Genomic DNA, 26,155 nt, shown 5'->3' with positions numbered 1-26,155 from the left:
ATTGCGCAGGCACGGTGATCGCGCCGACACTGCCCGACGGTATGAAGATTCGGCCCAGCTCGGGATCGATGCGCGCCGGTAGCCCGCAGACGTTTCGGTAGAAGCGACACCGTGCCACCGGAGTCTCCAGGATTGTCGTGGGTGCGTCCGCGAAAACCGTTGTCGGCCTAGCCATCGCGGTCACCGAGCCACCGCCTCCGGTCTATCCCGGTCACCGGAGCGAGGTTGATCAGGTACCGGAGGGGTATGTGCTGCTTACCGCGAAAGCGATTGCCCCGGCGCAGACTCGCTGGAATCCGATGGTGCACGAGACCGTGCGGGCGCTGGCTCGTGCGGAAGCACGCAGCGTCGACACCGTCCACGGCTTCGCCGTATGGTGCGGGATTGCCGCGCGCCTGTGATCCCGTCAGCCCGCCGCGGGCAGGCCCTTCGTATCGGCGGGCGACAGGAACTCCACCCGGAACGAATCGACGTAGTTTTCCCGCTGGCTCAGGAAGTGGCGCGTGTGTGGTTGTCGCTCGTGCTCCTCGAAGGCCGAACGATCGCGGTACACCTCGTAGAAGATCCGCGACAGCGGCTCACCCTCGACGGTATGCGTGGCGTACACCAGCGTCCCGGGTTCGAAGTCGGCTACCGCTCGAACGGTTTCCGCCACCAACTTGTCGAACTCGGTCGCCTTCCCGGCGTCTTGCAGGTCGAACCTCACGACGAGCGCGAACATGACCCCTCCTCCGCACAGTGCGCCCCGACCGGATGAGGATTCGGGACACGGCCACCGTACCGGCAGATGCAGCTATGCCACTGTCGAGCGGTCCACCCAGTCCGCGTACTCATCGGGGCACCATGCGATGGGCTGGCCGGTCAGCTCCGGGTTGTCCCAGGGGTGCAGTTCCTTGATCCTGGCGGCGAGCTTGTCCCGGGTGGTATCGGAGGTTCGCAGCTCGACGCGCCCCTCCTGGCCTTCACCGGATTCGCCGAGATGCCAGAACACCGACTCGATCGGGCCGGTGATGAACGCACCCGCCGCCAGCTTCTCCGTTACCGCGGCGCGAGCGATGGATTGGGCAGCTTCTTCGGTGGGGGTAGTGGTCGTTACGGTCCACACACTCGGAGTTGCCATTCCGACAGACTAGGGGACAGCACGAGTCACGGACCGGCGATCAATAGCGGTCGTCCGCGTCGGGCGGCGGCGGCCGATGACCTCCACCCACTCACAGCTGACACCCGAAGACAACTGGCCGCGGGCGTCACCCCCGGCCTGGTCCGCCTCGCCGTCGGCATCGAGGGAATCGACGACATCCTCGCCGACCTGCGCGCCGGATTCGCCGCAGCCTCCTGACACGGTGCGCCCCGGGGCGCACTGCTCGGCCGTGATGCGGACCGGAAGCCTTGCAGCGGGGCCGAAACCCGTTTCCCCGCCGGTTTCCTGATCTCCGTCAGCAATTGGGCCGCAATCGCGAACTTCATCGGTTGCCGTACGGCGCCACCGATATTCGATACCGCCGCACGGATTCGATTGGCACGTGGAGCGGTTCCCCGCTATCGGAAAAGAAATCCAAATTTTGCGCATCCGTAAGGCTTTCTGAATCGAACTAGAAAGGTAGGTATATGTCCTCTTCAGAATGAGGTGGGTAAGTCCATGGGCATAGCAGTACCCGAAACTCCAGCACACCCCTTCTTACGGCGCGCCGCCACGCTGGTCGTCGCGGGCGCCATCCCGTTGTCCGTGGTCGGCGCGGCGACGGCCACCGCTGATCCGCTGCTGCCGGAGGTCTCCGTCCAGCTCCCGTTCGCTCCGGTGCCCGCCGTCGGCGTCATCACCCCGGTGGCCGATCCCGCGGACCCGGGAGCCCTTCCCCCCGAGGCCGTTCCGCCCGCGCCCCCGGTTTCGGCGGGCCGCAACGACCTGAGCGTCAACCGGCCGATGCCGGATCCCAACGTGCTCGCCCCGATCGTCCCGCAGCGGCTGCACCTGCCCAACCCTGCCGCCCCGGCACCCTCGGTCGCGCCCATCGAGGCGCCTCCCGGCACCCTGCGCGTCGGTTCGGTGGTGATCGGCAGGCCGGACTTCCTGACTCCCGAGCAGGGCAAGATGTTCAACGACGCGATCGCGGGCCCGGAAGCCGGCATCGCGCAGACATTGGACTCGGCGGGCTTCGAGCCGTCGCGCTCCGACGCCATCGCCGCCGACATCCTCGGTTCCACCGCCATCGGCGCCTCGGTGGGCAGCATGGTGGCCTCGCCGGTCGCCTCGATCGGCGCGGTCATCGGCGCCGTCTGCGGCGCCATCGCGGGCCTGCCGATGTTCCCGACCGGGACGGTAGCCGTCATGGCGTTCGGCGCCGCCATCGGTTACGGGTTCGTCGCGTCCCCGGCCATCGCCGTCGGCGCGGCTGTCGGCGCGGGTGTCGGTGTGCTCCAGGGGCTTCTCACACCACCCACGGTGCCCGCCTAGTAATTCGCTTTCCGACGTGCTCCGCGGCCGGAGAACGCCGCGCGGTCTCGTCGTTTCGATACGCCCGAATTTCGCGAAGACCCGGTTTCGACCGGGCCTTCCGCTTTCCGCGGAAAGGCCGGACGTTTGGCTTCTCGATAACGGGCTATCGCGAAGAAGACCGGCTGAAGATGGTCGGCCGGTCTCTTCACAAGGAGGTTGTGACATGAGCACAGTCGACAAGGCGAAGAACAAGGCCGATAAAGTCGCTGGTCAGGCCAAAGAGAAGGTCGGCGAGGCGACGGGCGACCGGGGGAAGCGCGACGAAGGCCGCACCGACAAGGTCAAGTCCGATCTGAAGGACGCGGGCGAGAAGGTGAAGGACGCCTTCAGGCACTGACCACTGTCGAACGGCGCCGCGGGAGGTGGTCCCCGGCGCCGCGCATGGTCGCAGCGATGGCAGAGATTCCGGCAGAGAAATGCCTTCCCGAGCGGATGGCCGCACCAGCGGTCATCCGCTTTTCGCTGCGCCTTCCGTGCGCCGCGTCGAATCGGCGGCGTCGTCCCCCTCGACGAGTCGCAGCTCGCTCGGCCACCAGAGCTTGCGTCCGATCAGGCTGAACAGCGCCGGGATCACCACCGTGCGCACGACGAAGGTGTCGAGCAGAATGCCCAGGCCCACCACGATGCCGACCTGGGTCAGGGTGATCAGCGGGAGCACGCCGAGCACGCAGAACACCGCGGCCAGCACGATGCCCGCACTGGTGATCACCGCGCCGGTCACCGCCACCGCCCGCACCATGCCGCGCGTGGTGCCGTACCGCGGCGTCTCCTCGCGCGCCCTGGTCACCAGGAAGATCGTGTAGTCGACGCCGAGGGCGACCAGGAACAGGAACGCGAACAGCGGCACGCTGATGTCCAGTGCCGGGAATCCGAACACGTGCTCGCTCATCCAGCTGCCCAACCCCAGCGCGGCCAGCGCGCTCAGCACGGTCACCGCGACCAGCAGCAGCGCGGCGGGCACCGCGCGCAGCAGCGCGAGCAGCACCACGAGCACGACGACGAGGATGAGCGGAATGACCACCTTGCGGTCCCGGCTCGCGGCGGTCTGCACGTCCAGCGCCTGGGCGTCGGTGCCCCCGACCATTGCCTCGGCTCCTGGCACCCGCGCGACCGACGCGCGCAGCGCCTCGATCGTGTCGAAGGCGCGCGCGGAAGACGGTGGCGCGTCGATCACCACCGACCACCGGGTCAGTCCGGTCGGCGAGGTTCCCGTCTGCGAGGTCAGCACCACGCCATCCGTGCGGCGCAACGCCTCATCGATTCCCGCCGCCGCATCGCTGCGCGCGAGGACGATCGCGGGATCGGAAGCGCCGGAGGGGAAATGCCGCGCGAGGGCGTCGAATCCCTCCACCGACTCCGCGCGGACCCGGAACTGCTCGGTCTGCGAGAGTCCCACCTGCGTCGACAGCAACCCGGTCGCGCAGACCGCGAGCACCACAATCGCACTGCCCGCGACCAGCGCGGGCCTGCGCACCACCCGCGCGGCGATCGCGTGCCAGACGCCCTCCTCCGCCGTGTCGCGGTCGTCTGCCTGCGGCACGAAGGGCCAGAACACCTTGCGCCCGCACAACGCGAGCGCGGCGGGCAGCGCGAGCAGGACGAACACCACCGCCACCAGCAATCCGAGCGCGGCCATCACACCGAGACTGCGTGTGCTGGGCACCGAGGCGAGCAGCAACACGAGCAGCGCGGCGACCACCGTCACGTTGCTGGCCAGGACCGCGGGTCCGGCGCGCCGCACCGCCTGCCGCAGCGCCGCGCGGTGGTCGGATTCCCGGTGCAGTTCGTCGCGATAGCGCGATACCAGCAACAGCGCGTAGTTGGTGCCCGCGCCGAACACCAGCACGCTCGTCACACCGGAGGTCGACCCGTCGAAGGTCAGGTCGGTCACGCGCGCCAGCGCGGTTCCCGCGCCGGTGGCCACCCGGTCGGCCGCGCCGACCACCGCGAGCGGCACCAGCCACAGCACGGGTGAGCGATACGTCGCGATCAGCAGCACCGCGACGACCATCGCGGTCACCGCCAGCAGCGTGACGTTGGCGCCGGAGAACGAGTCGGCGATGTCGGCGCCGAAGGCCGGACCACCGGTGACCTGGAGAACGAGCCCGTCGGGCAAGCCGTCCCGCGCGGCGGAACGGATTTCGTCGATGCGGTCGGTCAGCGCGAATCCGTTCAGGTCGGCGTTCACCGGAACCTGCCCGATCGCCGCCTTCCGGTCCGGCGCGGCGAGGAGGTCGCCCGGACCGGGCGGGCGTCCCGCCGCGCGGGAAACCGCCGCAGCGGTGGCGTTCCGGTCGTCGTCGGTCAGTTCGCCGTCGTCGGCACGGGTGACGACGACGATGGCGGCGGCCGTCTCGGCGTCCGGGAACTCCTCCAGCGCCTGTTCGACGTGCGCCGATTCCGCCGAGGACGGTAGCGCGGTCGGGGCCTGCCCGGCGGACTCGTTCTCACCCACCGCGCCGATCAGGCCTACCGAGGCGGCGGCGAGCACCACCAGCAGCACCCACGAGGTCCGGGCGGTCACCACCGACGCATAGCGATCCCAAGCGCTCACCCCGCAACTCTCTCAGAAACTGAAATATTAAGCAATCGAGACATCGACTGAACTACGCTGACCCCCGTGTGGAAAAGGATGCGCCGTTGACCCCTGAGCCGAACGCGGGCCGGCCGGACCGTGATGGATTGGAAGCCGGCATCGCCGCCGACATCCGCGCTCTCACCGCGATCTCCGAGCAGATCGGCCAGGTCTTCGCGCGAACACACCAACTGCGCGCCAACGACTTTCGCGCGCTGATGCACGTCGCGACCGCCGAGATCGAGGGCGCTCCGCTCACCGCGGGCGGGCTCGGCAAGCTGATGGGAATCTCCTCATCGGCGGTGACCTACCTGGTCGAGCGCATGATCGAGTCCGGTCACCTGCGCCGCGCCGCCGACCCGGCCGACCGCAGACGGGTCATCCTGCACTACGACGAGCACGGCATGGACGTGGCCCGCGGCTTCTTCACCCCGCTCGGGCGGCAGACCCGCGCCGCGATGGCCGAACTGCCCGACGCGGACCTGGCCGGCGCGCATCGCGTCCTGGTCGCCGTGGTCCAGGCGATGCGCGAGTACCACGACGAGCTGACCGGCGACTGAACGCCGCGCGCGTACGTCAGTCCCGCAGAGCCTGCTCGCGCAGCGATTTCAACGTCTTCGACAGAATCCGCGAGACCTGCATCTGCGAACAGCCGATCCGCTGGGCGATCTGCTCCTGGGACATCGAGTCGAAGAAGCGCATCACCAGCACTTGCTTCTCGCGCTCCGGCAACGCGGCCAGCAGCGGCTTCACCGCCAGGTAGTTCTCCACGGTGCCGAAATCCGGGTCCTCGGCGCCGAGCGAGTCCAGCAGCGAGGGGCCGCCGGATTCCGAATCGTCGGTGTCGGAGGCGGCATCGATCGAAGAGGTCTGGTAGGCGTTGCGGGCGATGAGCGCCTGGGTCACCTCGTTCAGGTCGGCGCCCAGTTCCTCGGCGATCTCCCGCGCTCGCGGCATCCGGCCCAGCCGCTGCGACAGGATCTCCACGGTGGGGCCGATGGTGGACTGGATCTCCTTGAGCCGACGCGGCACTCGCACCGACCAGGCGTAGTCGCGGAAATGCCTGCGTACTTCGCCCATGATCGTCGGCACCGCGAACGACAGGAAGGTCGCGCCGTGCCCCGGATCGAAGCGGTCGACGGCGGCGAGCATGCCCACCCGGGCGATCTGCAGCAGGTCCTCGAAGCTCTCGCCGCGCCCGCTGAACTTGCGGGCGATGTGTTCGGCCAGCGGCAGGCAGCGCTCGATCAGCTCGGCACGCACAGCCTCCCGGCGGGGATCGTCCGGGGCCAACGCGGCCAGTTCGGCGAAGAGCGGCTCGATATTGTCGTAGCTGTCTCCCCGCGATTTGCGCTTGGCACCGGCCGGATTCGACTCGCTACTCATTATTCGAGCCGCCGCGGACCCAACGGAAGTCGACGACAGTCGGGTAGCCGCCCGCGGCGGAGTCGTGTGCGCCTCGGGTGGCCGAAACCGAATCCGTCAGCGTCGCGACGATGTGCCAGCCGAAGCCGGACTCGTCCGGGCTGGTGTCCGACACCGTGACGGTGGACACGCGCACCTCCACCGCGTCGTCCTCGAAGCCGAACCCGCACTCGAGTTCCGCCCCGTCCACGGCGTCCAGCACCAGCGCGCTGGCCACCTCGTCGAGGGCCAGCCGGATATCGGTCACCTCATCGATGCCGAAATCGGCCATGAGCATGACGGTCTCGGCCAAGGCACGCAGCATCGCCAGCTGTTCGGAGACCGCGGGCACCCGCACGCTGATCGTGCCGGTCCGCGTAGTAGCGGGAGGAGTCCCCTCACCCTTGCTCATGCACCGCTCCCAGAAAGTCGCGCCGTCCGTCGGAGCGCTCAGCCTACGCCCTCTCGTCCATTCGCTTCGATCGGCCACGGCACAACGCGTGCGTCTTCGCCCGCGGCGACAGGTCACGACGGCCCGCGCCGGCTCCCCACCACCGTCGACAATCCGGATGACCTGCACTTTCCCCCGCGTGGCAGCCTGCGCCTCCTCGGGTCCGGCGCTCGATCGCTCCCGCCCGGATCATTCGGCTCCCGGGGCAGGCAACGGCCCTACCCGTTTCGGCGGAAGACGACGACGTCCGTCTCCGACCGCACGCACCAGATCGGTGTAGGCGATCTCCAACTCCGCCAGCCGGGTCCATGCCGCGTGCATGCGCTCGCCACCCGGATCGTCGTTCATCAGCAGATGGAACGCCTCTTCCGCCACGGCGGCCATCCGGTCGATCATCACGCCCAGGCTGACGTCGTGCAGCCGCACACCCGGCGCGGCGGACGGCAGCTGCAACGTCGCCCACGTGTCGATCCGGTCGACCAACTCGGCACGGCGCCGCTCCAGCTCGCCCAGGTCCCGCGCCTGCTCACGCCGCTGCCGGTGCAGTTCGGTCAGCTCGCGCGCCCACCGGCTCACCGGGCCCTGCACGTGCTGACCGCCCAGCGCGCACAGTAGTGCGCTGGGGCTCGGCAACGCCGAACTCTCGGACGGCTTTCGTGGTCGCGCACGCTGGACCAGCATCGGCTACCTCCTCGGCACGACCACACCGATGCCGCGGCCGGTCGTCGAAGCCTTCATCAGGACAGCGTTCATTCCGGATCGGGCATGCCCGCGCTGGGCGCATGCAAACTCACAGTGGCGCAGTGAGTTCGAGATGTATGCCGTCGGGATCGGAGAACGACAGGATCGCGATGCCGAAATCGGCCATTTCCGTGATCTTCCCGTGTTCGATGCCCGCCTCGGACAGGCGGGCGGCCGCGGCCACCAGATCGTCCCGCGCGGGGACGGCGAAGCTGAGGTGGTCCAATCCCACACGCTCGGAATCGAATCGATCCGTCGCGGCGGCCACCGGGCGCAGGCCGAGCAGCATCCCGTTGGCCTGGAACACCACCCCGCCGAACAGGCGCATCGGGTCGACGCGCACCGCAGGATCGTCCGGGCTGCCAGGGGATTCGGCCGCGATCGGGAAGCCCAGCACATCTCGGTAGAAAGCGCGGGACCGCTCGATATCGGTCACCGTCAACCGGATGTGGTGCGTCCCGGTGGTTTCGATCATGGTCACGCGAACTCCCAAGCGTCGAGGTACTGCGGGCTCGAACGACTCCGCCGGCGGCGAGCCGTCTCGCGATGACAGTAGGACAGAACTTCCGCGGAACGGAGTGTCGTGAACGACATCTTCGGTACCGTTTCCGACATGGACGTCGTTGTCTTCGTGGTGGACGGGGTAGCCGATTTCGGATACGCCGCCTTGCTGGAGACCTTCAACACCGCCAACGCCGTGCGCACCGAACTGGCCGACCCGCCGCAGCCGTGGCGGATCCGCAGCGCGTCGTTCGGCACCACGGTGCGGTCGGGTAACGGCAACACTGTGCCCACCATCCCGCTCGACGAGCTCGGCGACGAATTCGAGCTGATGATCGTGCCCGCGGTGAACGTGCTGGAGGCCGCGGCGCTGATCGAGCTCATCTCCGCACCGGCCAGCCGTCCCGTGCTCGACCGGCTCGTCGCCGCACGGGATCGGGGAGCTCATCTGGCCGCGGCCTGCACCGGAACGTTCTTCCTGGCCGAGGCGGGCGTGCTGGACGGTTCCGCGGCGACCACGAGCTGGTGGCTCGGCCCCAGCTTCCGGCGCCGTTATCCGCACGTTGAACTGGACGAGGGCCGGACGCTGTGCCGCGGCCAGGGCGTCACCACCGCGGGCGCGGCGCTGTCGCACATGGACCTTGCGCTGTCGCTGATCGCCTCCAGGAGCCCGGCGCTGGCCGAGCGCGCGATGCGCTATCTCGCGGTCGGCGCGGGACGACCGCAACGCGAGTTCATCGTTCCCGAGGTGATCGCCAGGGGCGATTCCGTCACCGCCGCCTTCGAACGCTGGGTCCGCGAACATCTCGGCGAGAATTTCCGGATCGCCCACGCCGCCCGCGCCATCGGTGTCACCGAACGCAGCCTGCAACGGGCCACGCACGCCGAACTCGGCATGTCCCCCACGGAGTTCGTGCACGACATCCGCCTCGAACGGGCCGTGCACCTGCTGCGCACCACAGCGCTCACGGTGGACGCGGTGGCCGCCAAGGTGGGCTATCTGAACGCCGGAACCCTGCGCGGATTGTTCCGCCGCCGTCGGGGCATGTCGATCTCCGAGATCCGCATGACGCGCGTGTCGTATTGAGTCGAGCGCCGGAAGCGGCCGAGGAACCCGCGCGAGGAGGATCCCCGTGACCGATCAGCAGTACACGACCACATCCGACGAGGCCCGATCCCCGGCGTCCGGCGGGCCGAACGCGCACGACACCGCGCGGCTGAGCGTGGTGATCGCCGCACTGGGCGTGGTATTCGGCGACATCGGGACCAGCCCGATCTACACCATCCAGACCGTGTTCAACCCGCGCGACCCGCATCCGGTGCCCGTCACCACGGACAACGTGTACGGCGTGGTCTCGCTGATCTTCTGGTCGGTGACCATCATCGTCACCATCACCTACATCCTGCTGGCCCTGCGCGCCGACAACGACGGTGAGGGCGGCATCATGGCGCTGATCACGCAGCTGCGCCGGTGGGGCTCGCAACGCGGGCGGCGCCAGACCGCGGTGCTGGCGGCGGTGGGCATCTTCGGCGCTTCGCTGTTCTTCGGCGACAGCATGATCACTCCGGCGATCTCGGTGCTGTCCGCCGTCGAGGGAATCGAGGTCGTGGAGCCGTCGCTGCGGGAATTCGTCGTGCCGATCACCGCGGTGATCATCGTGACGCTGTTCCTGGTGCAGCGCCGGGGCACCGCGGCGGTGGGCCGGGTGTTCGGACCGGTGATGATCGTGTGGTTCCTGACCATCGGCGCGTGCGGGGTGGCGGGCATCGCCGCTCATCCGCAGATCCTGCGGGCCCTGTCACCGACCTACGCGCTGGGTTTCCTGTTCGGTCATTTCGGCACCGCCTTCTTCGCCTTGGCCGCGATCGTCCTCGCGGTGACCGGAGCGGAGGCACTGTTCGCCGACATGGGTCACTTCGGCCGCCGCTCGATCACCCGGGCCTGGCTGATCATGGTTTTCCCGGCGTGCATCCTCAGCTATTTCGGCCAGGGCGCGTTGATCCTCGGCGATTCCCGCCACGTCAGCAGCCCGTTCTTCCTGCTCATGCCCGGATGGGGCCGGCTGCCGCTGGTACTGCTGGCCACCGCGGCGACGGTGATCGCCTCCCAGGCGGTGATCACCGGCGCGTACTCGGTGGCCTCCCAAGCCGCCAGGCTCGGCTACCTCCCCCGCTTGCGGATCGCGCACACCTCCGAGGCCACCGTCGGCCAGATCTACGTCCCGTGGATCAACTGGCTGCTGATGGTCTCGGTACTCACCCTGGTGTTCGCCTTCCGCAGTTCGGCGGCGCTCGCCTACGCGTTCGGCATGGCGGTGACCGGCACGATCACCATCACCACCCTGCTGTTCTTCTACATCGCCCGCCGCAGATGGAACATCCCGCTGTGGCTGCTCGCCTTGGGTGCCGTCCCCTTGGTGTCGGTGGACCTGCTGTTCGTCGCGGCGAATCTGACCAAGCTCGTGCACGGTGCGTGGCTGCCGCTGCTGATCGCGCTGACCGCGTTCACCGTCATGACCACCTGGCAACGCGGACGCGAGATCGTCAGCGCCGAACGCGAACGACGGGAAGGGTCGCTGCGCGAATTCGTCGACCATCTGCACGCGGGCGACGACCCGTCGATACGCCAGGTCCCCGGCACGGCCGTCTTCCTCAACCGCGGCAAGCGAACCGCGCCGCTGGCCATGCGGGCCAACGCCGAACACAATCACGTACGCCACGCGCACGTCGTGATCATGTCGATCGAGACCGAGCCCGTGCCCCGCGTTCCGGCCGATCAGCGGATCAGCGTCGACTCCCTGGGCTACACCGAAGACGGGATCATCCACGTCCGCGCCCGGTTCGGCTACATGGAACCCCAGGACGTGCCCGGCGCGCTGGCGCTGCTCGACCCCGCCGTCACCGAGGGGCCGTTGCAGCTGGACCAGGCGTCCTACTTCCTGTCGAAGATCGAGTTGCGCGCCGGCTCCGAGCCGACGATGGCCGCGTGGCGCAAACGCCTGTTCATCGCCACCTCCTACATCACCGCCGACGCCGCCGAGCAGTTCGGCCTGCCCCGCGAACGCACCGTCATCATGGGCGCGCACATCGAGATATAGGCGCTGCGACTGGCCGCCGTGCTTGGTTGCGGCAATTACGCCCGGGCGTTCCGGGTAGTTCGCTACTCGTGTGCTGTGGGCACCGTGACCCGACGATGGCAACAGCCGGTGCGACGACGACGTCGTCACCCCCGCTCACCTCGAACACGGAGTCCCCGATGCCTGCGAAAAAGAACTCACCTTCCCATCCGTCCAAGACCGAAAACGACGATCTGCTCACCGCGCTGCGCACATTCATCCGCGGCAAAGGGGAAAGCTTCCTCGAAGACCCCAATATCTCTTCGATCGGCGTCGGCTACAAGCAAGTCGACGGAAAACCGACGGACGAGATCGCGGTGCAGTTCACGGTGAACGAGAAAGTGTCCGAGCCGGAGGAGCTCGAAGCGCTCGGCACGTCGACGATTCCGGAGACGGTCACCGTCGACGGGTTCGAGGTGCCCACCGATGTCCTGCAGCGCAGGTTCGAGCCCGCCTTCCGGCTGGTCACCGAAGCGGTGGCGCCGCAGCGCAAGACGCGCCTGGATCCGATCGTTCCCGGCATCAGCGTCGGCCATCCCACCACCACGGCCGGAACGATCGGTTGCGTCGTCTACGACCGAGACGACGGGACGCCGTACGTCCTGAGCAATTGGCACGTCCTGCACACCGCGGCGGGCGCACTCGGCGACGTGGTCGTGCAGCCCGGCCCGCGCGACGACAATCGAATCGACCGCAATCGGCTCGGCAAGCTCGTCAGGTCTCATCTCGGCACGGCGGGCGACTGCGCCGTCGCCGCAATCGAGGACCGGCGGTTCAGCGCCGAGATCACCGGGCTGGAGGTCGTTCCGGACCGTCTCGGTGAACCCGAGCTGGGCGACAAGGTGATCAAGAGCGGCCGGACCACCGCGGTCACCCACGGCATCGTGCGGCGCGTCGACGTGATCGCCCGGATCGATTACCGCGGGGTCGGCCCGAAGGGCATCGGCGGCTTCGAGATCGGACCGGATCCGGCTCATCCCGCGGCCGACGGGGAGATCAGCAGCGGCGGCGACTCCGGGTCGGCGTGGCTGTTCGAATCGGCCGACGGCCGGACCAGCACCGTACTGGCCGGGTTACATTTCGCGGGTGAGACGGGCGCCGATACCGACGAGCACGCGCTGGCCTGCCTGCCGCAATCGGTGTTCGAGAAGCTCGGCATCAGCTTGACCCCGCCGCCTGCGGAGGAGGTCGCGGTGGCGGCCGGATACGATCCGCGGTTCCTCGCGTCGCCGATACCGCTGCCCGAGGTGGACGCGCAGCTGCGCCCCGACGTGGCGACAGCCCTCGACGGCGCCGACGTCCTGCACTACACGCATTTCTCCCTCGCCATGCGCCGCTCACGCCGCTTCGCCATCTGGGTGGCCTGGAACATCGACGGCGCCTCGATCAAGAAGCTCTCGCGCAAGAAGATCGACTTCGTCAAGGATCCGCGACTCGACGCGGACGCGCAGGTCGGCAACGAGTTGTACCGCGACAACCGGCTCGATCGCGGCCATCTCGCGCGACGCGCGGATCTGCTGTGGGGCAGCCTGCCCGAAGCGGCGAAAGCCAACAAGGACTCGTTCTTCTACACCAACATCACCCCGCAGATGGACGACTTCAACCAGAGCATGCGCGACGGGGTGTGGGGGCGACTCGAGGACGCCGTCTTCGCCGACGCCACCGTCGACGATCTCAAGGTCAGCGCCTTCGGCGGCCCGGTCTTCACCGCGGACGACCGCGAATTCCGGCAGGTCAAGATTCCCCGCGAGTTCTGGAAGGTCATCGCGTTCGAGGAACACGGTGAGCTGAAGGCCCGTGGCTTCCTGTTGAGCCAGAGCCTCGACCAGCTCGAGGCCCTCGACCTCGACGAGTTCCGCGTCTTCCAGGTCCCGTTGAACGAGATCGAGCAACGCGCCGGCTTCCACTTCCCGCAAGCGCTGCGGGACGCGGATCTCCAGCTGGCGCCGGAGGAAGTAGAAGCCCCGTTGAACTCGGTCGCGGACATCCAGTGGTGAGCCCTAACCGGTTCGTTGCCTGACCGCTATACCGCGCGCGATTGCGGAGGCGCGGCGAAACCCTCCGCGAATTGGATGAAGTTGCGCGCGACGTTTTCGCTCTCCCGGCGCACGCTGCGTTTGAGGAGGAGCCCCGGCAATAGCAGAGAGGACTGCAACTCGGTGTGATACCAGACCTGCGCTCCCGCACGGTCCTCGGACACTTCGAACCATCCGCCGCCGCCGAGGCCGACACAGCTGTCCACGACCTGCCACGACACCCGGTCAGCGGTCCACTCGTATTCCAGCACCTGCAGATCGGACCTGCCGAGCAGAGTATCGGCGGTCACGTAAACCCGTTGTGGCCGACCGGATTCGCCGCGGGTGGCCACGCGCGCATCCGAATACGCCGACCATTCGGGGAGCATTTCGATGGCCGCGAGAGCATCGAAGACCTGGGCGGGTTCGACAGCGACGTCGAAATATATATCCGTTTTAACGCGCATAACTCCTCCACCCCCTGTTCCGACCCGGCCGATTCTGCCCGGGGCGGTTCGCATTCGTCAATACGTTCGCCGCCCGCAATCACCGGCTAAGCGCGAACGCCGATGTCAGAAGCTCCCCAGGGTTGAAAATAAGTAGTCAGCTACCTAGAAGCTATTGGGAGTTGTAACAGTTACCGGCGAGTATCAAAGGGGATCCGCGGGTGGCGACGCCGACGCGTCCAGGAGAAATCCTCACTCGAATTCGCGGTACAACTCCGGCAGGAACTGGGCGAGATGGTTCATTTCCTGGCCGCAGTGCATCATCAGGTCCCGGGCCAGATCCAGGCCGGGAAGCAGATCGCGCACGTCGGCGGCGGCGCCGCGCTGGATCGCACGCGCGGTGTGCAGCGAATCGGGTGCGTGCGGCCCGTACAGCCCGAGGTAGAAACGGCTGCGCATTTCGCAGCCTCCGGGGATGGGCCGCACCTGGTGTGCCAACCAGCCCAGATCCACCGGAGCCACGCTGCTGCCGACGCGGCCGAGAATCACCGTGTGATCGCCGGGAACGGTGAAGCCGTAGGAGACCGGATCATGGAATGCGATGGCGAGCTGTTGCAGCTTCGGGCCGATGTATTCGTCGACGTACGAGATGTTTCCGACGTACCGTTCCCGGTCTGCCATCGGTGCGCCGAGCCGGTCGACGGCCACCTCGCTGTACAGATGCGCGTCCGGATGCCACAGCTTGTACCGAGCGGACTCGACCATGTGCCAGCCGAACCACCAATCCCACATCGCCGCCGTCACACGCGGCATCTCGGTGCGTACCGCGACCCACACCATCCCCGAATCGGTTTGCCCGTACCCGGTTTCGATCGGCGAATATCCTGTCGGCGCGAGATCGGCGACCAAGGACGAGAACGCCGGGATCCGCTCGCTCGGGGTCGCCGGTGCCGCATAGGCGGCGGTGACCTCGGGCTGCGGTGGAGCCGTGCGCTCGGCCATGAACCGCGCGTACGGCTCGGCCCGATCCCCGGCCGAGTATCCGGCATAACGGCTGTTGTCCTGGCGGTTCTCCGCGCGGGCGAAAGCGGTGGTCGTCACGACAGCGAACGCGCCCGCGGCAGCCGCCGCGATCGACAGCGCGCGACGGCGGGTCGATAATCTCAACATGTGTTGAGACTAGCGGGGCTCGCGGCGGCCCGGCCCGGGATGGGTAGGTTTCGTGACATGACACAACCGAGGCGGCAGCGGCAGGACTCGGCACAGCGGCGCGCCGTCATCGCCGAGGCCGCGCTGCGCGTGCTCGGCGAACACGGTCCGCGCGGCCTCACCCATCGCGCGGTCGACGCGGCCGCGCGACTGCCGTCCGGCTCGGTCAACTACCACGCGCCCACCAGGCAACGACTGCTGCACATGGCTTCCGACGAACTGTTCGCCCAGGACATGGCTGTCGCCGCCCGCCACTTCGACACCCCGGAATCCCCCGCACCGAGTCTGTCCGACATCGCCGTGAACTTCGTCCTCGAGATGACGGCGCCACACGCCCGGCACCGGGTGCTCGCCAGACACCATCTGCTCGCCGAAGCCCGCGCCGACGCCGAACTGCACCGCCACTTCGAGACGGCACGGGCCGCATTCGTCCAAGTGATCCACGACCGGTGCGCCGAAGCCGGCCACACCGTGGACACCACGGCCGCCGAACTCTGCGTCACCGTGATCGACGGACTGGTCAACCGGCAAGTCTTCTTCCCCGACTCCGCCCTGTCCGAATCCCGCCTCCGCATCATCATCGAAGCCACCGCGCACACCATCGGGGCGCGACTGTCTTGACCGGTCCTCGAGGCGGGGATCCACCGAATCCCCGCCCGAGGTTCTTCCGTTTTACCGGGCCGTTTCCGGCCAGGTGACCGGCAGTTCGTGGACGCCGTAGATATTCATGTCGGTCTTGAGTTTCACTTCGCCTGCGGGGATGGCCAGCTCGAGGGCCGGGAAGCGGCGCAGCAGACCGGTGAAACCGGCGCGCATCTCGATGCGGGCCAATTGCTGGCCCAGGCATTGGTGGATGCCGTGACCGAAGGACACCAGCCCGCGGGCCGTGCGGTGGATGTCCAGGGTGTCGGGGTTGTCGAAGCGCTGGGGGTCGTGGTTGGCGGCCAGCAACGAGACGACGACGGTCGAGCCCTTGCCGATGGTCTCGCCGCCGAGTTCGATGTCGTCGGTCGCGTAGCGGTAGAAGATGTCGGCGACGGACAGGTAGCGCAGCAATTCCTCGACGGCGCCGGGCACCAGATCCGGGTCGGCGCGCAGTTGCGCCAGCTGTTCGGGGTGCTCCAGGAGCGCGAAGGTGCCCAAGGCCAGCATGTTGGCGGTGGTCTCGTGGCCCGCGAGCAGCAGCAGGAAGGCGATGCCGGTCAGCTCCTCGATGGTGAGGTCGTCGTGGCGGGCCAGATCGGACAGGATGTCCTCGCCGGGTTCGGCGCGTTTACGGGTGACCAGTCCGGCCAGGTACGTGGTCATCGCGCCGTAGGCGGCCATCTTCTCTTCCAGCGACTGTTCCTTGACCAGGAATTTGGCGGAATTGACCTGGAAGGTCTCCCGATCGGCGTAGGGGACGCCGAGCAGCTCGCAGATCACCAGCGAGGGCACCGGCAGCGCGAACGCCTCGACCAGGTCCACCGGCGGCGTCAGCCGCGCCATCTCGTCCAGCTGCCGTTCGGTGATCTCGACGATGCGCTCTTCGAGCTGCTTCATGCGTTTGACGGTGAAGGCGCCGGTCAGCTTGCGCCGCAGCCGAGTGTGGTCCGGCGGGTCCATGGCGACGAACAAGCCCGGCACCTGCGGGGACGGTTCGGTAGCGGCGGGCATGCCCGGGGTCGGGAACGGCACGTGGAGAATGCCGATGTCCTGGCGGGAGCTGAACCGGGTGTCGGCCATGAGCCTGCGGACCGCGTCGTAGCCGGTGACGAGCCAGCCCTCGTGACCGTCGGGGAAGATCAAGGGGCAGACCGGGCGGGTCTCGCGCAGCCGGGTGATTTCGCGGGGCGGGTCGAAGGGGCCGGCGTCGCGCTCCATGGGGAGGCCGTTCGGGATGGGAACTGCTCGAGTCATCAGGTTTCCCTTCGTTGCGGTTGTTGTGCCGGAGCTGTGGACTAGTCGCCGGAGACGAGGGTGATCGCGCCGGACGGGCACACCTGTGCGGCCTCGCGGACCGCAGATCCCTGGTCGGGCCCGGGCGTGCGGTTCAGCAAGACCACCCGGCCGTCCACGGTGTCCTGGTCGAACACTTCGGGGGCGGTCAATGCGCACATGCCCGCGCTGATGCAGCGCTCACGATCCACCCTCAGTTCCACTGGTAACCCCCGGTGCGGGGCAGGGAGCGCATGCCGCCACTTGCGATCGCTGAACTATTCACAGGGATACTGTCGGCGGCCCGGCTGATACCGCCCTGACACCGACCTGACACGTCCGCTGACACGGTTTTCGACGGCGGGAAACCGTCCTGGTCGTTGCCGGTCGATGCCGTCGGACCGGTTATCACCCCGGGGACGGGCGGCCCGCCGACTGCCGATCGTCCACGGCAGAATGGGCCGGTGCGAATCGGGATGCTTGGACCGCTCGAGATCCGACTGGACGACGGCGGATCGATCGAGGTACCGGGCGCTCGGTTGCGGGCCCTGTTGATCGCCCTCGCGCTCGAGCCCGGTCGCGTGGTCGCCAAAACAACGCTGGTCGACCGGATCTGGGGTGCACAGCCACCCTCCGACGCCGCGAATGCCTTGCAGGCGCTGGTCTCCCGGCTGCGCAAGTTGCTGCCGGACGGGTTGCTCGACGCGCAGGCGGGCGGCTACCGGCTGACGGTGGAACCCGGCGCTGTCGACGCCGTGCGATTCGAACAGCTTCTCGACCAGGCACGCGGCGGTGCGGACGCGGGGCAGGCCGGACTGCTGCGCGAGGCCGTCGACCTGTGGCGCGGCGCACCGATGCAGGACATCGGTATCCAGGACAGCGAAGCTTTCGACGCGGTGGTCACCCGGCTCGAGGGGCTGCGCCTGGCCGCCATGGAAGATCTGTACGAAGCGGAGATCCGCCTCGGCCGGGGTCAGGAACTGGTGGCCGAACTCACCGAACTGGTGGCCCGGCACCCGGTGCGCGAACGGCTCGTGGCCGCGCTGATGCGCGCGCTCGGCGCCGCGGGTCGCGGCAACGAGGCACTGGTCGTGTACCAGCAGGCCCGGGAGGCACTCGCCGACGAGTTGGGCGTGGACCCCTCACCGGAACTCTCCGCCCTGCACGTCGCGCTGCTGCGCGGCGAAGTGGGCGCGCGGGAAACCGACCGCAAGACGAACCTGCGGGCCGAATTGACCAAGTTCGTCGGCAAATACGCCGACGTCGCCGTCGTGCGCGAACTCATCGCCGACCATCGGCTCACCACGTTGACCGGGCCCGGCGGCTCCGGCAAGACCAGGCTGGCTATGGAAACCGCGCGGACCATGCTCGACGACCTACCGGACGGGGCATGGCTGGTGGAGCTGGCGTCGGTCGGCGCGAGTGGTGACGTGTCGCAGTCGGCGCTCGCCGCGCTCGGGCTGCGAGACGCACTGCTCGGCGGCGCACCGAACGCGGAGCCGATGGACCGGCTCGTCGCCGCGATCCGCGAGCGCGAAACGCTGCTGATCCTGGACAACTGTGAGCACGTGATCGAGGCCGCGGCGGCGTTCGCGCACCGGCTGCTCGGCGAATGTCACCGGTTGCGGATCCTCGCGACGAGCAGAGAACCGCTCGGCATCACGGGTGAGGCGATATGGCAGGTCGAGCCGCTGGCGTTGCCCACCGAGAACGCGGGCCCGGACGAGATCGAGTCCTCCCCGGCCGTTCAGCTGTTGCGCGACCGGGCCGGTGCGGTGCGCAAGGATCTCGCGGCCGATGCCCGCGCATTGTCGACCATGGCGCGCGTCTGCCGGGCGCTCGACGGAATCCCGCTGGCGATCGAACTGGCCGCGGCCAGGCTGCGCACCATGTCCCTCGATCAGCTCGCCACCCGCCTCGACGATCGGTTCCGCCTGTTGACCGGCGGCAGCCGTACCGCGCTTCCGCAGCATCGGACACTGCGCGCGGTGGTCGACTGGAGCTGGGAGCTGCTCACCGACGCCGAACGGATGGTCCTGCGCAGACTCGCGGTGTTCTCCGGCGGCGCGAGCCTGGAAGCGGCCGAGCAGGTTTGCGCGGGCACGGAGAGCGGGCCCGAACGGCAGGCGGGCGCGAAGAACATGGTGGTCGAGCAATGGGAGATGCTCGAGCTGCTGACCGCGCTGACCGAGAAATCGCTGCTCACCGCCGGGGACGGCGAACCGCGCTATCGGATGCTCGACACGATCAAGCAGTACGCCCTCGACCGGCTCGCGGAGGCGGGGGAATCGGACGCGGTGCGCCGGGCGCATCTCGCCTACTTCACTGGACTCGCCGACAGCGCGGAGCCGCACCTGCGCCGCGCCGAGCAGTTGGAGTGGCTCGCCACGCTGGAAGCCGAGCACGACAACATCGCCGTCGCGATGCGTGGCGCGCTCGCGGCGGGCGACGCGGCCGAGGCGATGCGGCTCGCGGCGGCCACGGGCTGGTACTGGTGGCTCAGCGGGCACAAGGCCGAAGGCATGGAGCTGATCACCGCGGCCGCGGAGCTGCCCGGCGAGGTGGACGACGAGATCCGCGCCAGGGTGTACGGACTGGTCGTGCATTTCATGAATTCCGGGCCGACCGACGAGCACCAAGTGGAGGAATGGATCCACCAGGCATACCGATTCAGCCGGCGCAGCAAGAGCCGATACCCCTTGCTGGGGTTCGTCGCCGCGATGGAACGCATGTTGCAGGGGCCCGACGCGCTGCTGCCCGCGTTCGAACCGCTGCTCGCCGACGACGATCCCTGGGTGCGGGCACTGGCCCGGCTCCAACTGGGCAAGGCGCGGATCGCACTCGGCCAGGAGGGCCGGGAGGCGGACACGTATCTCGAGACGGCGCTCGCCGAGTTCCGGGCCATCGGCGAGCGCTGGGGAATGTCGTTCGCGCTGACCGAACTGGCGAATCGAATCGCCATGCGCGGCGAGTTCGCCGCCGCGTGCGAACACCTCGACCAGGCGATCGCGGTGGTCACCGAAGTCGGCGCGATCGAGGACGTTTTCCTGATGCGGGCCAGGCAGGCTCAGCTGTACTGGCTGCTCGGTGATGCGGAGGCGAGTGCGGCCGCCATCGCCGCGGGGCAGCGGTACGCCGACCGGTCAGCCTGGCAGAACGCACTGGCCGAACTCGCCTTCGCGAAGGCGCAACTGGCTCGTTGGAACGGCGACACCGCACAGGCGCACCGGGAGATCGAGCTCGCGACGACCATGCTGGGCAGCGACGCGGAGCAGGTTTACGTCAAGGCGGTGACACACGACCTGCTCGGTTACCTCGCGGACGGTCTCGACGAAGCCCGCGAACAACGTGCCGCGGCCTTCCAGGCGGCATCCGCGGCGGGCTACGCGCCCCTCATCGCCCAAATCCTCGTCGGTGTCGCGGATCTGGCGCTGCGCGACGGCCAGGACGAACAGGCCGTGCGACTGCTCGCGGCGAGTGCCGCGGTACGCGGACTGCCCGATCGTTCTCAACCGGACGTGGCTCGGATCGAGCAGACAGCACGACATCGCCTCGGAGAAGCACGGTTCACCGAGGCGACGAGGGAAGGTGCGCAGGCGAATTGGAGTGAGCTGGTCGCGACGACGCTCGCTGGTTGAGCATTGCGGAACACGGCCGCACCCCGGTGCACGACCCGACATGGAGTCGTGCACCGGGGTGCGGTGGTCACCACGCTGACGTGGGGTGCGGGTGGCTGGGCTGCTGAGCTGGATGAGCTAGGCGGCGGTGGCGTGCCGAATGATGATGTTGCCGTAGGAGTTACGTGCGTACACCTCCACGGTGTCCTCCTTGCCTTGCGGCCGGTCGACCGGTCGCATCAGGTTCTGCACGGCGCCGGAGCGGGCGTCGGCTTCCAGCCGCGCCGCGCTGCCCGGGCTGATACCCACCTCCAGCTCACCCATGGATGTCTCCAAGCGGAGCACGCCGCGGGAGGCTTCGCCGATGCGGATGTCGCCTTTGGCGGTTTTCGCGGTCACCGAACCGCCCGGGCGCTCGACGGTGATGTCGCCGGCGGATATCTCCAGGTCGCACTCGCCGAGTTCGCCGGTGCCCTGCAATCGGCCCACAGCGGCCGTGCCCTTCAGCCGGGAGCCGGTCGGTACCTCGATGGTCACCTCGATCGACGGGTTGCCGCCGAACGGGCTGTAGGTCCGCCAGTCTTTCGGCGTCTTGACGGTCAATATGCCTGCGGCGAAAGCGACCTCGGTCTGCTCGGCGGCGCGCACGTCACCCTTTCTGGACCCATCGGCCGGCCGGACCTCGACGACGGTGTCGGTACGGTCGGAGGCGATCACAGTGACGTTGCCGGAGAGCACGTCGACGGTGACGACGATCGGCTTCGGTGTCTCGAACGTGGGCATGGCTGTCTCCTCGAAATTGTTCGGTGGGTGAAATGAATGGCGGACCCGGCCGGTGACGCCGCTTTCGGCGCATCGCGGACGCGCCCCGATCAGCGCGGTCAGCCGGGCGACTACGCGCGCTTGTTGAACGTGGCCCGCGACCACAGGTATCCGACCAGGGCGAACCCGGCGCACCAGGCGAGCGCGGCCGCCGTGTAGCCGCCGGAAGGATGGCCACCGAGAAACCCGCGCAAGGCTTCGATGATCGGGGTGAAGGGCTGATACCGGGCGAACTGCCGGATACCCTGTCCCATCTGGTCGGCGGGCACGATCGCGCTGCTCACGAACGGCAGCATGATCAGCGGCACCACGGTCATGCCCGCGGATTCCGGAGTCTTCGCGGCCATGCCCAGTGCGACCGTGAGCCAGGAGGCGGCGAACGATGTGGCCGCCATGATGCCGATCGCGCCGAGCCAGTGGAGCGCGGTCGCCGACGACCGGAAGCCCAGCAGGAATGCCACGCCGAGCACGGCCGCGATGGCTATCACGTTGGTCAGAACGGTGGCCGCGACATGGCCGGTCAGTACGGCGCTGCGGGAGACGTCCATGACCTTGAAACGGTTGATGATGCCCTTCGCCATATCGGAACTCACCGATACCGCGGTGCCCGACAACCCGTAACTGATGGCCAGCAGGATCATGCCCGGGGTCGCGTAGTTGATGTACTGTTCGCCGACATCGAACGCGTTGCCGAATACGTATACGAAGATCAGCATCATCACGACCGGCATGAAAGCCGCGTTGAATATGGTGACCGGACTCCGGGCGATGTGCTTGAAGTTGCGACGCAACATGATCGACGAATCGGCCAGCGGTGCGGTAATGGTGCTCATTGTGCGACAGCCTCCGTGGTGGCGTGACCGGTCAGGGAAAGGAAAACGTCGTCGAGGTCGGGGGTGTGGACGGAGACCTCGTCGGCGTCGATCGAGTGTTCGGCGAGCCGGTCCAGCAGGTCCCGTAGTGATTTCGTGCCGCCGTCGCCCGCGACCCGCAAAGTCAGAGCCTCGTCGTCGCGGGTGGCGCCGGGCAGGATCCGCGCCGCCGCATCGAGCGCCGTGACGTCGGTGAACCGGAGCCGGATGTGGCTGCCGGGCACGCGGCGCTTGAGTTCCTCGGGTGTGCCTTGGCCGACGATGCGGCCCTGGTCGAGCACCGCGATCCGGTCGGCCAGCTGATCGGCTTCCTCGAGGTACTGGGTGGTGAGGAAGATCGTGACACCGCCGTCCGTCAACTCCCGGACGATCTCCCACATGGTGCGACGGCTGCGCGGATCCAGTCCGGTCGTCGGCTCGTCCAGGAAAACGATGGCCGGCTTGGTGACCAGCGTCATCGCCAGGTCCAATTTCCGGCGCATACCCCCGGAATAGGTCGACGCCGGCTTTCGCGCCGATTCCACCAGATCGAACCGTTCCAGCAATTCGGCGACCACCCGCTTGCCCTCGGCGGCCCGCAGATGATGCAGATCCGCCATCAGCCACAGGTTCTCCTCCCCCGTCAGCAGATCGTCCACCGCCGCGAACTGACCGGTGACCCCGATGGCCGCGCGCACCGCTTTGGGCTCGGTCGCGATATCGTGCCCGGCCACCCGCGCCGTGCCGCCATCGGCCTTCAGCAGGGTGGTCAGCACGTTCACCGTCGTCGTCTTACCCGCCCCGTTCGGACCGAGCAGCGAGAAAATCGTCCCTGCACCGATATTCAAATCGATGCCGTCGAGGATCGTCTTGTCCCCGTATGCCTTCCGCAGCCCGAAAGCCGCGATCGCTGTGCTGTTCATGTGGACAACTGTCGCCAGGATGGCTGACACAGGCCTGATACCGGCCTGACACGTCCACTGACACGGTGTTAGCCCTGGTCACAGCGGGAATGTCGGCCGAGTGGACACCCGGGTACCGCCGTCTTGGGTCAACTCGTCCGGCAAGATCTTCCTTGCCACACGGGTGTCACTCACGACCGCTCCTGATGCCGAGTTCAGGACGTTCGCAGGAGCGTGATTCCGGCTGCACCGATGAATTTCGGATGGATCGGTCGTCGATTCCTCTGAAGAGACCGAATGACAGGAGTCCGGACATGACGAGACCGTTTCGATTCGGGGTCGTTGCCCCGCTCAGAACCGATCTGCCGACGTGGCGAGATCGCGTGCGCCGCATCGCCGACAGCGGCTACTCGACGCTGCTGGTGCCCGACTTTCCGCAGCTGCAACCGGCGCCCGGCCCCATGCTGGCCACCGTCGCGGCCCTGACCGACCTGCGCGTGGGCACGTGGGTGTACGCCTCTCCGCTACGCCCGGCCTGGCTGACGGCGTGGGAAGCGCACTCGCTGTCGCTGCTGACCGACGGTCGCTTCGAGATGGGCATCGGCACCGGCAGACCGGGAATCGAGGACGAGCTCCGCGACAAGGGACTGCCCGCAGTACCACCGCCGAACGAGCGGCTGGCACAGGTACGTGAGACGGTCACGAGGCTGCGAGATCTCGACGGCCCCGACCGTCACACGCCCGTGGCGATGGCCGTCTACGGTCCCAAGGCCCGGGCGCTGGCGGCCGAGGTCGCCGATACGGTCACCTTCCCGCTGGGGGACCAGCCTCGGGGCGATGTCGAGCGGCTGGCACGCGACTTCCGCACCGACGGGAAGGTCGAGCTCGCGCTCGCCGTGCCGGTTATCGGTGACACTGTCGCGCCGTTCATGGCGCCTCCCGACACCGACCCGCGGCACTTCGCGCGGCAGACTCGGTGACCGTACTTCCGGATGATCCGGCGGCCGCCGCCGAGGAAATCCAGCGGCGACGGGAGGAGATCGGCTTCTCCTACTTCGTCTTCGGCGCCGACTTCGCCGACAGGTTCGCTCCGATCGTCGCCGAGCTCGCCGGACGCTAGTCGGGCGCTGCGTGAGATGCGAGCCCACCGGTTTCGAGAGCGCTGTGCCCGGCCAGAAAGCCCGACGCCCCAGACCCCGCGTGTATCGAAAACATGTTCGACTCGAGGTAGGGTGCCGGAGCATGCCGGACCTCGAGCCCACCCAGTTCGCCTACTCGCAGATCAACGCCGTACGCAGGCAACTGCTCGATGCCGCCGCCTTCGGCAAGCACCTCCGCCCCGAACACCTGGAGAACATGGCAGGCAAGCTCGCCGAAGGATTGCGCGCCTACACCGAAGCCATGACACCCACCACCCCACCCACCGGCGGCCGAGCCTGCCTCGACTACCGAGGACGCAACCACTGACGGTCCGCGATCGAAGCGCCCAGCGCTGCCGATGGGGCCGGCACGGCGGGTGGGCAGACTCGCCGACCTCGCAGGGCCCGGCGGAGAGTCGCCGCTGTTGGCAGCTCAGTCGTCATAATCGGACGGCCAGAGGATCATTGCGACGACGACCGCCAGCGGCATGCCGACAACGAAGACGAGTCCGACTTCCGCCGCGCTCACCGGCGCACCCCGCCCACCGGTGCCCAGCGCCCGAACGACGCTCGCGGCGTCGCGCATTCCACCTCGACGATCGCCATCAAGCGGTCCAGCACCACGGCATCCACATGCGCCGAGGACGGTAGCAATACCACTTCGACCCCCGAAGACGCAGCCTGTCCGACAAGACCTAGCTCTGAACCAGGGTCGGCCAAGCACAGCTCGTATCCCAACCGCCGCGCCAAGCGGCGCACCTGCGCGAGGTCCCATTCCGGTGTCGGCGATGTCGGATCTATCCAGCCGAGTGCGTGCATTCCCCTGCCCCTCGTCCCCTGTCGTTGATGAGCTCCCGCCGCCGAGGCAACTGTCCGCTCGGCAGCGGGGCTGCGATCGACACTATGAGACAACAGCTGGGCCGCATACAATTTCGCTGTTCACAGGCGTCCACATCCTTCGGCGAACCCTTAGGCTGGAGTAATGGAACCGGGTGCGCTCCTGCGTGCCGCACGCGAGGCAGCGGGTATCTCGCTGCGGGCGATGGCCGAGCGGAGCTACTACAGCAAGGCTTACTTGTCGCTGATCGAGACCGGTCGGCGTCCGGTACCTGCCGGTGTCTCCGCCGCCTACGAGAGGGTGCTAGGCGCGGACCTGGAGCGGCTGACGACGGTGGCGCGAAGACCGGCCGGCGTGGACACCACCGCGCTGTCCGACGTGGCGGTGATGCTGGCGGCTACGCGCCGCATCGAGGACGCGGCCGGGGCGGTCACGGTACTCCCGGCGGTGCGAGGCATGTCAGCCATGACCGAGGAATTTGCCCGCGAGGCACGCACGGCGAAGATCGAGGCGGCGGCTCTCGCGTCAGAGGTCACGCAGTATCGGGGATGGCTGGAGCATGCGATCGGCGCCGACGTTGCCGCACGGCGTAGCGTCGGCACAGCAGTGAGCCTGGCGAAGGAGTCCCGCGATCCGGACCGGCTTGCGCACAGCCTGGGATTCCTCGGCTACGTGACTGTCAGCGCGGGAAACTTCGGGGAGGTCGTCGCACTGTCGGACGCCGCATTGGCCGTACGGAATGCGCACCCCATCGTCAGCGCTTACGGGCGAATGCGGCGAGCTGAACTGCTGGCTGCGCATGGAGAGAGGCGCGAAGCACAGCGCGCGCTGTCGATGGCCGACGCGGCGACGGAAGCGGCGGACGGCATCGAGCCCCCCGCGTCGATGTATTGGTGGAGTACCGGATTCGGGGCCGTACAGCGTGGAGGCGTCCTGGCTCTACTGGGGCGAACGGCCGAAGCGGTGGCCGAGGCGACACATGGACTGGCCTCGATGCCGACCGAGCACCGCGAGAGCGAATGGCTGGCATCCGCGCTACGCCGAATCGACCCGGAGATGAGCGGCACATAGTGCGCTCATGCTCGGCCACCTCCACCATCCAGGTCGGTCTCAC

General features: G+C 68.1%; 28 protein-coding genes and 1 pseudogene. 14 read left to right on the top strand and 15 right to left on the bottom strand.

All coding sequences use genetic code 11. The features are described 5' to 3' along the window. The first annotated feature begins 137 nt into the window (after positions 1 to 137). Positions 138 to 401: a hypothetical protein gene (locus ABZ803_RS15505; RefSeq protein ID WP_357037703.1), complete on the top strand. Its 264-nt coding sequence runs from the start codon at positions 138 to 140 to the stop codon at positions 399 to 401. 5 nt (positions 402 to 406) lie between these two features. Here the strand turns inward: ABZ803_RS15505 and ABZ803_RS15500 are convergent, their stop codons facing one another. Both ABZ803_RS15500 and cutA read right to left on the bottom strand, forming a co-directional pair. Continuing rightward, positions 407 to 721 carry an antibiotic biosynthesis monooxygenase gene (locus ABZ803_RS15500; RefSeq protein WP_357037700.1) on the bottom strand — a complete coding sequence of 105 codons (315 nt, stop codon included), beginning with the start codon at positions 719 to 721 and terminating at the stop codon, positions 407 to 409. 72 nt (positions 722 to 793) lie between these two features. Beyond that, positions 794 to 1,120 (bottom strand): divalent cation tolerance protein CutA, encoded by a 327-nt coding sequence (cutA, locus tag ABZ803_RS15495; protein ID WP_357037696.1) that lies wholly within the window; start codon positions 1,118 to 1,120, stop codon positions 794 to 796. A gap of 73 nt (positions 1,121 to 1,193) precedes the next feature. Between cutA and ABZ803_RS15490 the strand changes: the two are divergent. The 3 genes and pseudogenes from ABZ803_RS15490 to ABZ803_RS15480 form a co-directional block, all read left to right on the top strand. Further along, a pseudogene (locus ABZ803_RS15490) lies at positions 1,194 to 1,339 on the top strand (PLP-dependent transferase); the annotation flags it as partial. Between the two features lie 300 nt (positions 1,340 to 1,639). Beyond that, positions 1,640 to 2,455 (top strand): hypothetical protein, encoded by an 816-nt coding sequence (locus ABZ803_RS15485; RefSeq protein ID WP_357037693.1) that lies wholly within the window; start codon positions 1,640 to 1,642, stop codon positions 2,453 to 2,455. Positions 2,456 to 2,660: 205 nt separating this feature from the next. Beyond that, positions 2,661 to 2,834, top strand: a complete 174-nt coding sequence (locus ABZ803_RS15480; RefSeq protein ID WP_174189293.1) for a CsbD family protein — start codon at positions 2,661 to 2,663, stop codon at positions 2,832 to 2,834. Between the two features lie 111 nt (positions 2,835 to 2,945). Here the strand turns inward: ABZ803_RS15480 and ABZ803_RS15475 are convergent, their stop codons facing one another. Then, positions 2,946 to 5,051, bottom strand: coding sequence for an MMPL family transporter (locus ABZ803_RS15475; RefSeq protein WP_357037690.1), 2,106 nt, complete (start codon positions 5,049 to 5,051; stop codon positions 2,946 to 2,948). 86 nt (positions 5,052 to 5,137) lie between these two features. Here ABZ803_RS15475 and ABZ803_RS15470 point away from each other — a divergent pair, with 86 nt between their 5' ends. Beyond that, positions 5,138 to 5,632: a MarR family winged helix-turn-helix transcriptional regulator gene (locus tag ABZ803_RS15470; protein WP_357037687.1), complete on the top strand. Its 495-nt coding sequence runs from the start codon at positions 5,138 to 5,140 to the stop codon at positions 5,630 to 5,632. A 16-nt stretch (positions 5,633 to 5,648) separates the two neighbouring features. Here ABZ803_RS15470 and ABZ803_RS15465 read toward each other — a convergent pair whose 3' ends face one another. From ABZ803_RS15465 to ABZ803_RS15450, 4 genes are all read right to left on the bottom strand, one after another. Next, a complete protein-coding gene (locus ABZ803_RS15465) occupies positions 5,649 to 6,458 on the bottom strand; it encodes an RNA polymerase sigma factor SigF (protein WP_040865701.1) in 810 nt (269 codons plus the stop codon). Then, the gene (locus ABZ803_RS15460) at positions 6,451 to 6,888 is read right to left on the bottom strand and encodes an anti-sigma factor (RefSeq protein ID WP_040865700.1); all 438 of its coding nucleotides are present in this window, start codon (positions 6,886 to 6,888) and stop codon (positions 6,451 to 6,453) included. Before ABZ803_RS15460 ends, ABZ803_RS15465 begins: the two co-directional genes overlap by 8 nt. A 228-nt stretch (positions 6,889 to 7,116) precedes the next feature. After that, positions 7,117 to 7,608, bottom strand: a complete 492-nt coding sequence (locus ABZ803_RS15455) for a DUF4254 domain-containing protein (RefSeq protein WP_357037682.1) — start codon at positions 7,606 to 7,608, stop codon at positions 7,117 to 7,119. A 109-nt stretch (positions 7,609 to 7,717) separates the two neighbouring features. Beyond that, entirely contained in the window at positions 7,718 to 8,143 is a 426-nt protein-coding gene (locus tag ABZ803_RS15450; RefSeq protein ID WP_357038125.1) for a VOC family protein, read from the bottom strand. A 138-nt stretch (positions 8,144 to 8,281) separates the two neighbouring features. On the opposite strand from ABZ803_RS15450, the gene ABZ803_RS15445 reads away from it, so the two are divergent. From ABZ803_RS15445 to ABZ803_RS15435, 3 genes are all read left to right on the top strand, one after another. Beyond that, positions 8,282 to 9,256, top strand: coding sequence for a helix-turn-helix domain-containing protein (locus tag ABZ803_RS15445; RefSeq protein ID WP_357037679.1), 975 nt, complete (start codon positions 8,282 to 8,284; stop codon positions 9,254 to 9,256). A gap of 139 nt (positions 9,257 to 9,395) precedes the next feature. Continuing rightward, positions 9,396 to 11,267, top strand: coding sequence for a KUP/HAK/KT family potassium transporter (locus tag ABZ803_RS15440; RefSeq protein ID WP_357038122.1), 1,872 nt, complete (start codon positions 9,396 to 9,398; stop codon positions 11,265 to 11,267). A gap of 158 nt (positions 11,268 to 11,425) precedes the next feature. Continuing rightward, positions 11,426 to 13,282 (top strand): DNA/RNA non-specific endonuclease, encoded by a 1,857-nt coding sequence (locus ABZ803_RS15435; protein WP_357037676.1) that lies wholly within the window; start codon positions 11,426 to 11,428, stop codon positions 13,280 to 13,282. A 26-nt stretch (positions 13,283 to 13,308) separates the two neighbouring features. Here the strand turns inward: ABZ803_RS15435 and ABZ803_RS15430 are convergent, their stop codons facing one another. Both ABZ803_RS15430 and ABZ803_RS15425 read right to left on the bottom strand, forming a co-directional pair. Next, positions 13,309 to 13,767 carry a hypothetical protein gene (locus tag ABZ803_RS15430; RefSeq protein ID WP_357037673.1) on the bottom strand — a complete coding sequence of 153 codons (459 nt, stop codon included), beginning with the start codon at positions 13,765 to 13,767 and terminating at the stop codon, positions 13,309 to 13,311. 231 nt (positions 13,768 to 13,998) lie between these two features. Next, positions 13,999 to 14,916 (bottom strand): hypothetical protein, encoded by a 918-nt coding sequence (locus ABZ803_RS15425; RefSeq protein WP_357037670.1) that lies wholly within the window; start codon positions 14,914 to 14,916, stop codon positions 13,999 to 14,001. Between the two features lie 57 nt (positions 14,917 to 14,973). Here ABZ803_RS15425 and ABZ803_RS15420 point away from each other — a divergent pair, with 57 nt between their 5' ends. Continuing rightward, the gene (locus ABZ803_RS15420) at positions 14,974 to 15,576 is read left to right on the top strand and encodes a hypothetical protein (protein ID WP_357037667.1); all 603 of its coding nucleotides are present in this window, start codon (positions 14,974 to 14,976) and stop codon (positions 15,574 to 15,576) included. A 51-nt stretch (positions 15,577 to 15,627) separates the two neighbouring features. Here the strand turns inward: ABZ803_RS15420 and ABZ803_RS15415 are convergent, their stop codons facing one another. Both ABZ803_RS15415 and ABZ803_RS15410 read right to left on the bottom strand, forming a co-directional pair. Next, the gene (locus ABZ803_RS15415) at positions 15,628 to 16,854 is read right to left on the bottom strand and encodes a cytochrome P450 (protein ID WP_357037664.1); all 1,227 of its coding nucleotides are present in this window, start codon (positions 16,852 to 16,854) and stop codon (positions 15,628 to 15,630) included. Positions 16,855 to 16,895: 41 nt separating this feature from the next. Next, positions 16,896 to 17,096, bottom strand: a complete 201-nt coding sequence (locus ABZ803_RS15410; RefSeq protein ID WP_357037661.1) for a ferredoxin — start codon at positions 17,094 to 17,096, stop codon at positions 16,896 to 16,898. Between the two features lie 240 nt (positions 17,097 to 17,336). Between ABZ803_RS15410 and ABZ803_RS15405 the strand changes: the two genes are divergently transcribed. After that, positions 17,337 to 20,510, top strand: coding sequence for a BTAD domain-containing putative transcriptional regulator (locus ABZ803_RS15405; protein ID WP_357037658.1), 3,174 nt, complete (start codon positions 17,337 to 17,339; stop codon positions 20,508 to 20,510). 117 nt (positions 20,511 to 20,627) lie between these two features. On the opposite strand, the gene ABZ803_RS15400 is transcribed toward ABZ803_RS15405, so the two are convergent. From ABZ803_RS15400 to ABZ803_RS15390, 3 genes are all read right to left on the bottom strand, one after another. Next, positions 20,628 to 21,272: a hypothetical protein gene (locus ABZ803_RS15400; RefSeq protein WP_357037656.1), complete on the bottom strand. Its 645-nt coding sequence runs from the start codon at positions 21,270 to 21,272 to the stop codon at positions 20,628 to 20,630. A 110-nt stretch (positions 21,273 to 21,382) separates the two neighbouring features. After that, positions 21,383 to 22,144 (bottom strand): ABC transporter permease, encoded by a 762-nt coding sequence (locus tag ABZ803_RS15395; protein ID WP_357037653.1) that lies wholly within the window; start codon positions 22,142 to 22,144, stop codon positions 21,383 to 21,385. Further along, positions 22,141 to 23,085 carry an ATP-binding cassette domain-containing protein gene (locus ABZ803_RS15390; protein ID WP_357037650.1) on the bottom strand — a complete coding sequence of 315 codons (945 nt, stop codon included), beginning with the start codon at positions 23,083 to 23,085 and terminating at the stop codon, positions 22,141 to 22,143. The genes ABZ803_RS15395 and ABZ803_RS15390 overlap by 4 nt, the downstream gene beginning before the upstream one ends. Before the next feature lie 293 nt (positions 23,086 to 23,378). Here ABZ803_RS15390 and ABZ803_RS15385 point away from each other — a divergent pair, with 293 nt between their 5' ends. The 3 genes from ABZ803_RS15385 (at position 23,379) to ABZ803_RS15375 (ending at position 24,531) form a co-directional block, all read left to right on the top strand. Then, on the top strand, positions 23,379 to 24,044 hold the full coding sequence (locus ABZ803_RS15385; RefSeq protein ID WP_357037647.1) for an LLM class flavin-dependent oxidoreductase: 666 nt from the start codon (positions 23,379 to 23,381) through the stop codon (positions 24,042 to 24,044). Next, a complete protein-coding gene (locus ABZ803_RS15380) occupies positions 24,041 to 24,184 on the top strand; it encodes a hypothetical protein (protein WP_357037644.1) in 144 nt (47 codons plus the stop codon). Before ABZ803_RS15385 ends, ABZ803_RS15380 begins: the two co-directional genes overlap by 4 nt. Before the next feature lie 122 nt (positions 24,185 to 24,306). Next, a complete protein-coding gene (locus ABZ803_RS15375) occupies positions 24,307 to 24,531 on the top strand; it encodes a DUF6374 family protein (RefSeq protein ID WP_357037641.1) in 225 nt (74 codons plus the stop codon). A gap of 105 nt (positions 24,532 to 24,636) precedes the next feature. Here ABZ803_RS15375 and ABZ803_RS15370 read toward each other — a convergent pair whose 3' ends face one another. Further along, a complete protein-coding gene (locus ABZ803_RS15370; RefSeq protein WP_357037638.1) occupies positions 24,637 to 24,789 on the bottom strand; it encodes a hypothetical protein in 153 nt (50 codons plus the stop codon). A 396-nt stretch (positions 24,790 to 25,185) separates the two neighbouring features. Here ABZ803_RS15370 and ABZ803_RS15365 point away from each other — a divergent pair, with 396 nt between their 5' ends. Beyond that, entirely contained in the window at positions 25,186 to 26,112 is a 927-nt protein-coding gene (locus ABZ803_RS15365; protein ID WP_357037635.1) for a helix-turn-helix transcriptional regulator, read from the top strand. Positions 26,113 to 26,155: the final 43 nt, after the last annotated feature.

The sequence above is a fragment of the Nocardia sp. NPDC047648 genome, assembly GCF_040642815.1.
GTDB classification, from domain to species: domain Bacteria; phylum Actinomycetota; class Actinomycetes; order Mycobacteriales; family Mycobacteriaceae; genus Nocardia; species Nocardia gamkensis.
This window is presented reverse-complemented; position numbering and strand designations above follow the sequence as displayed.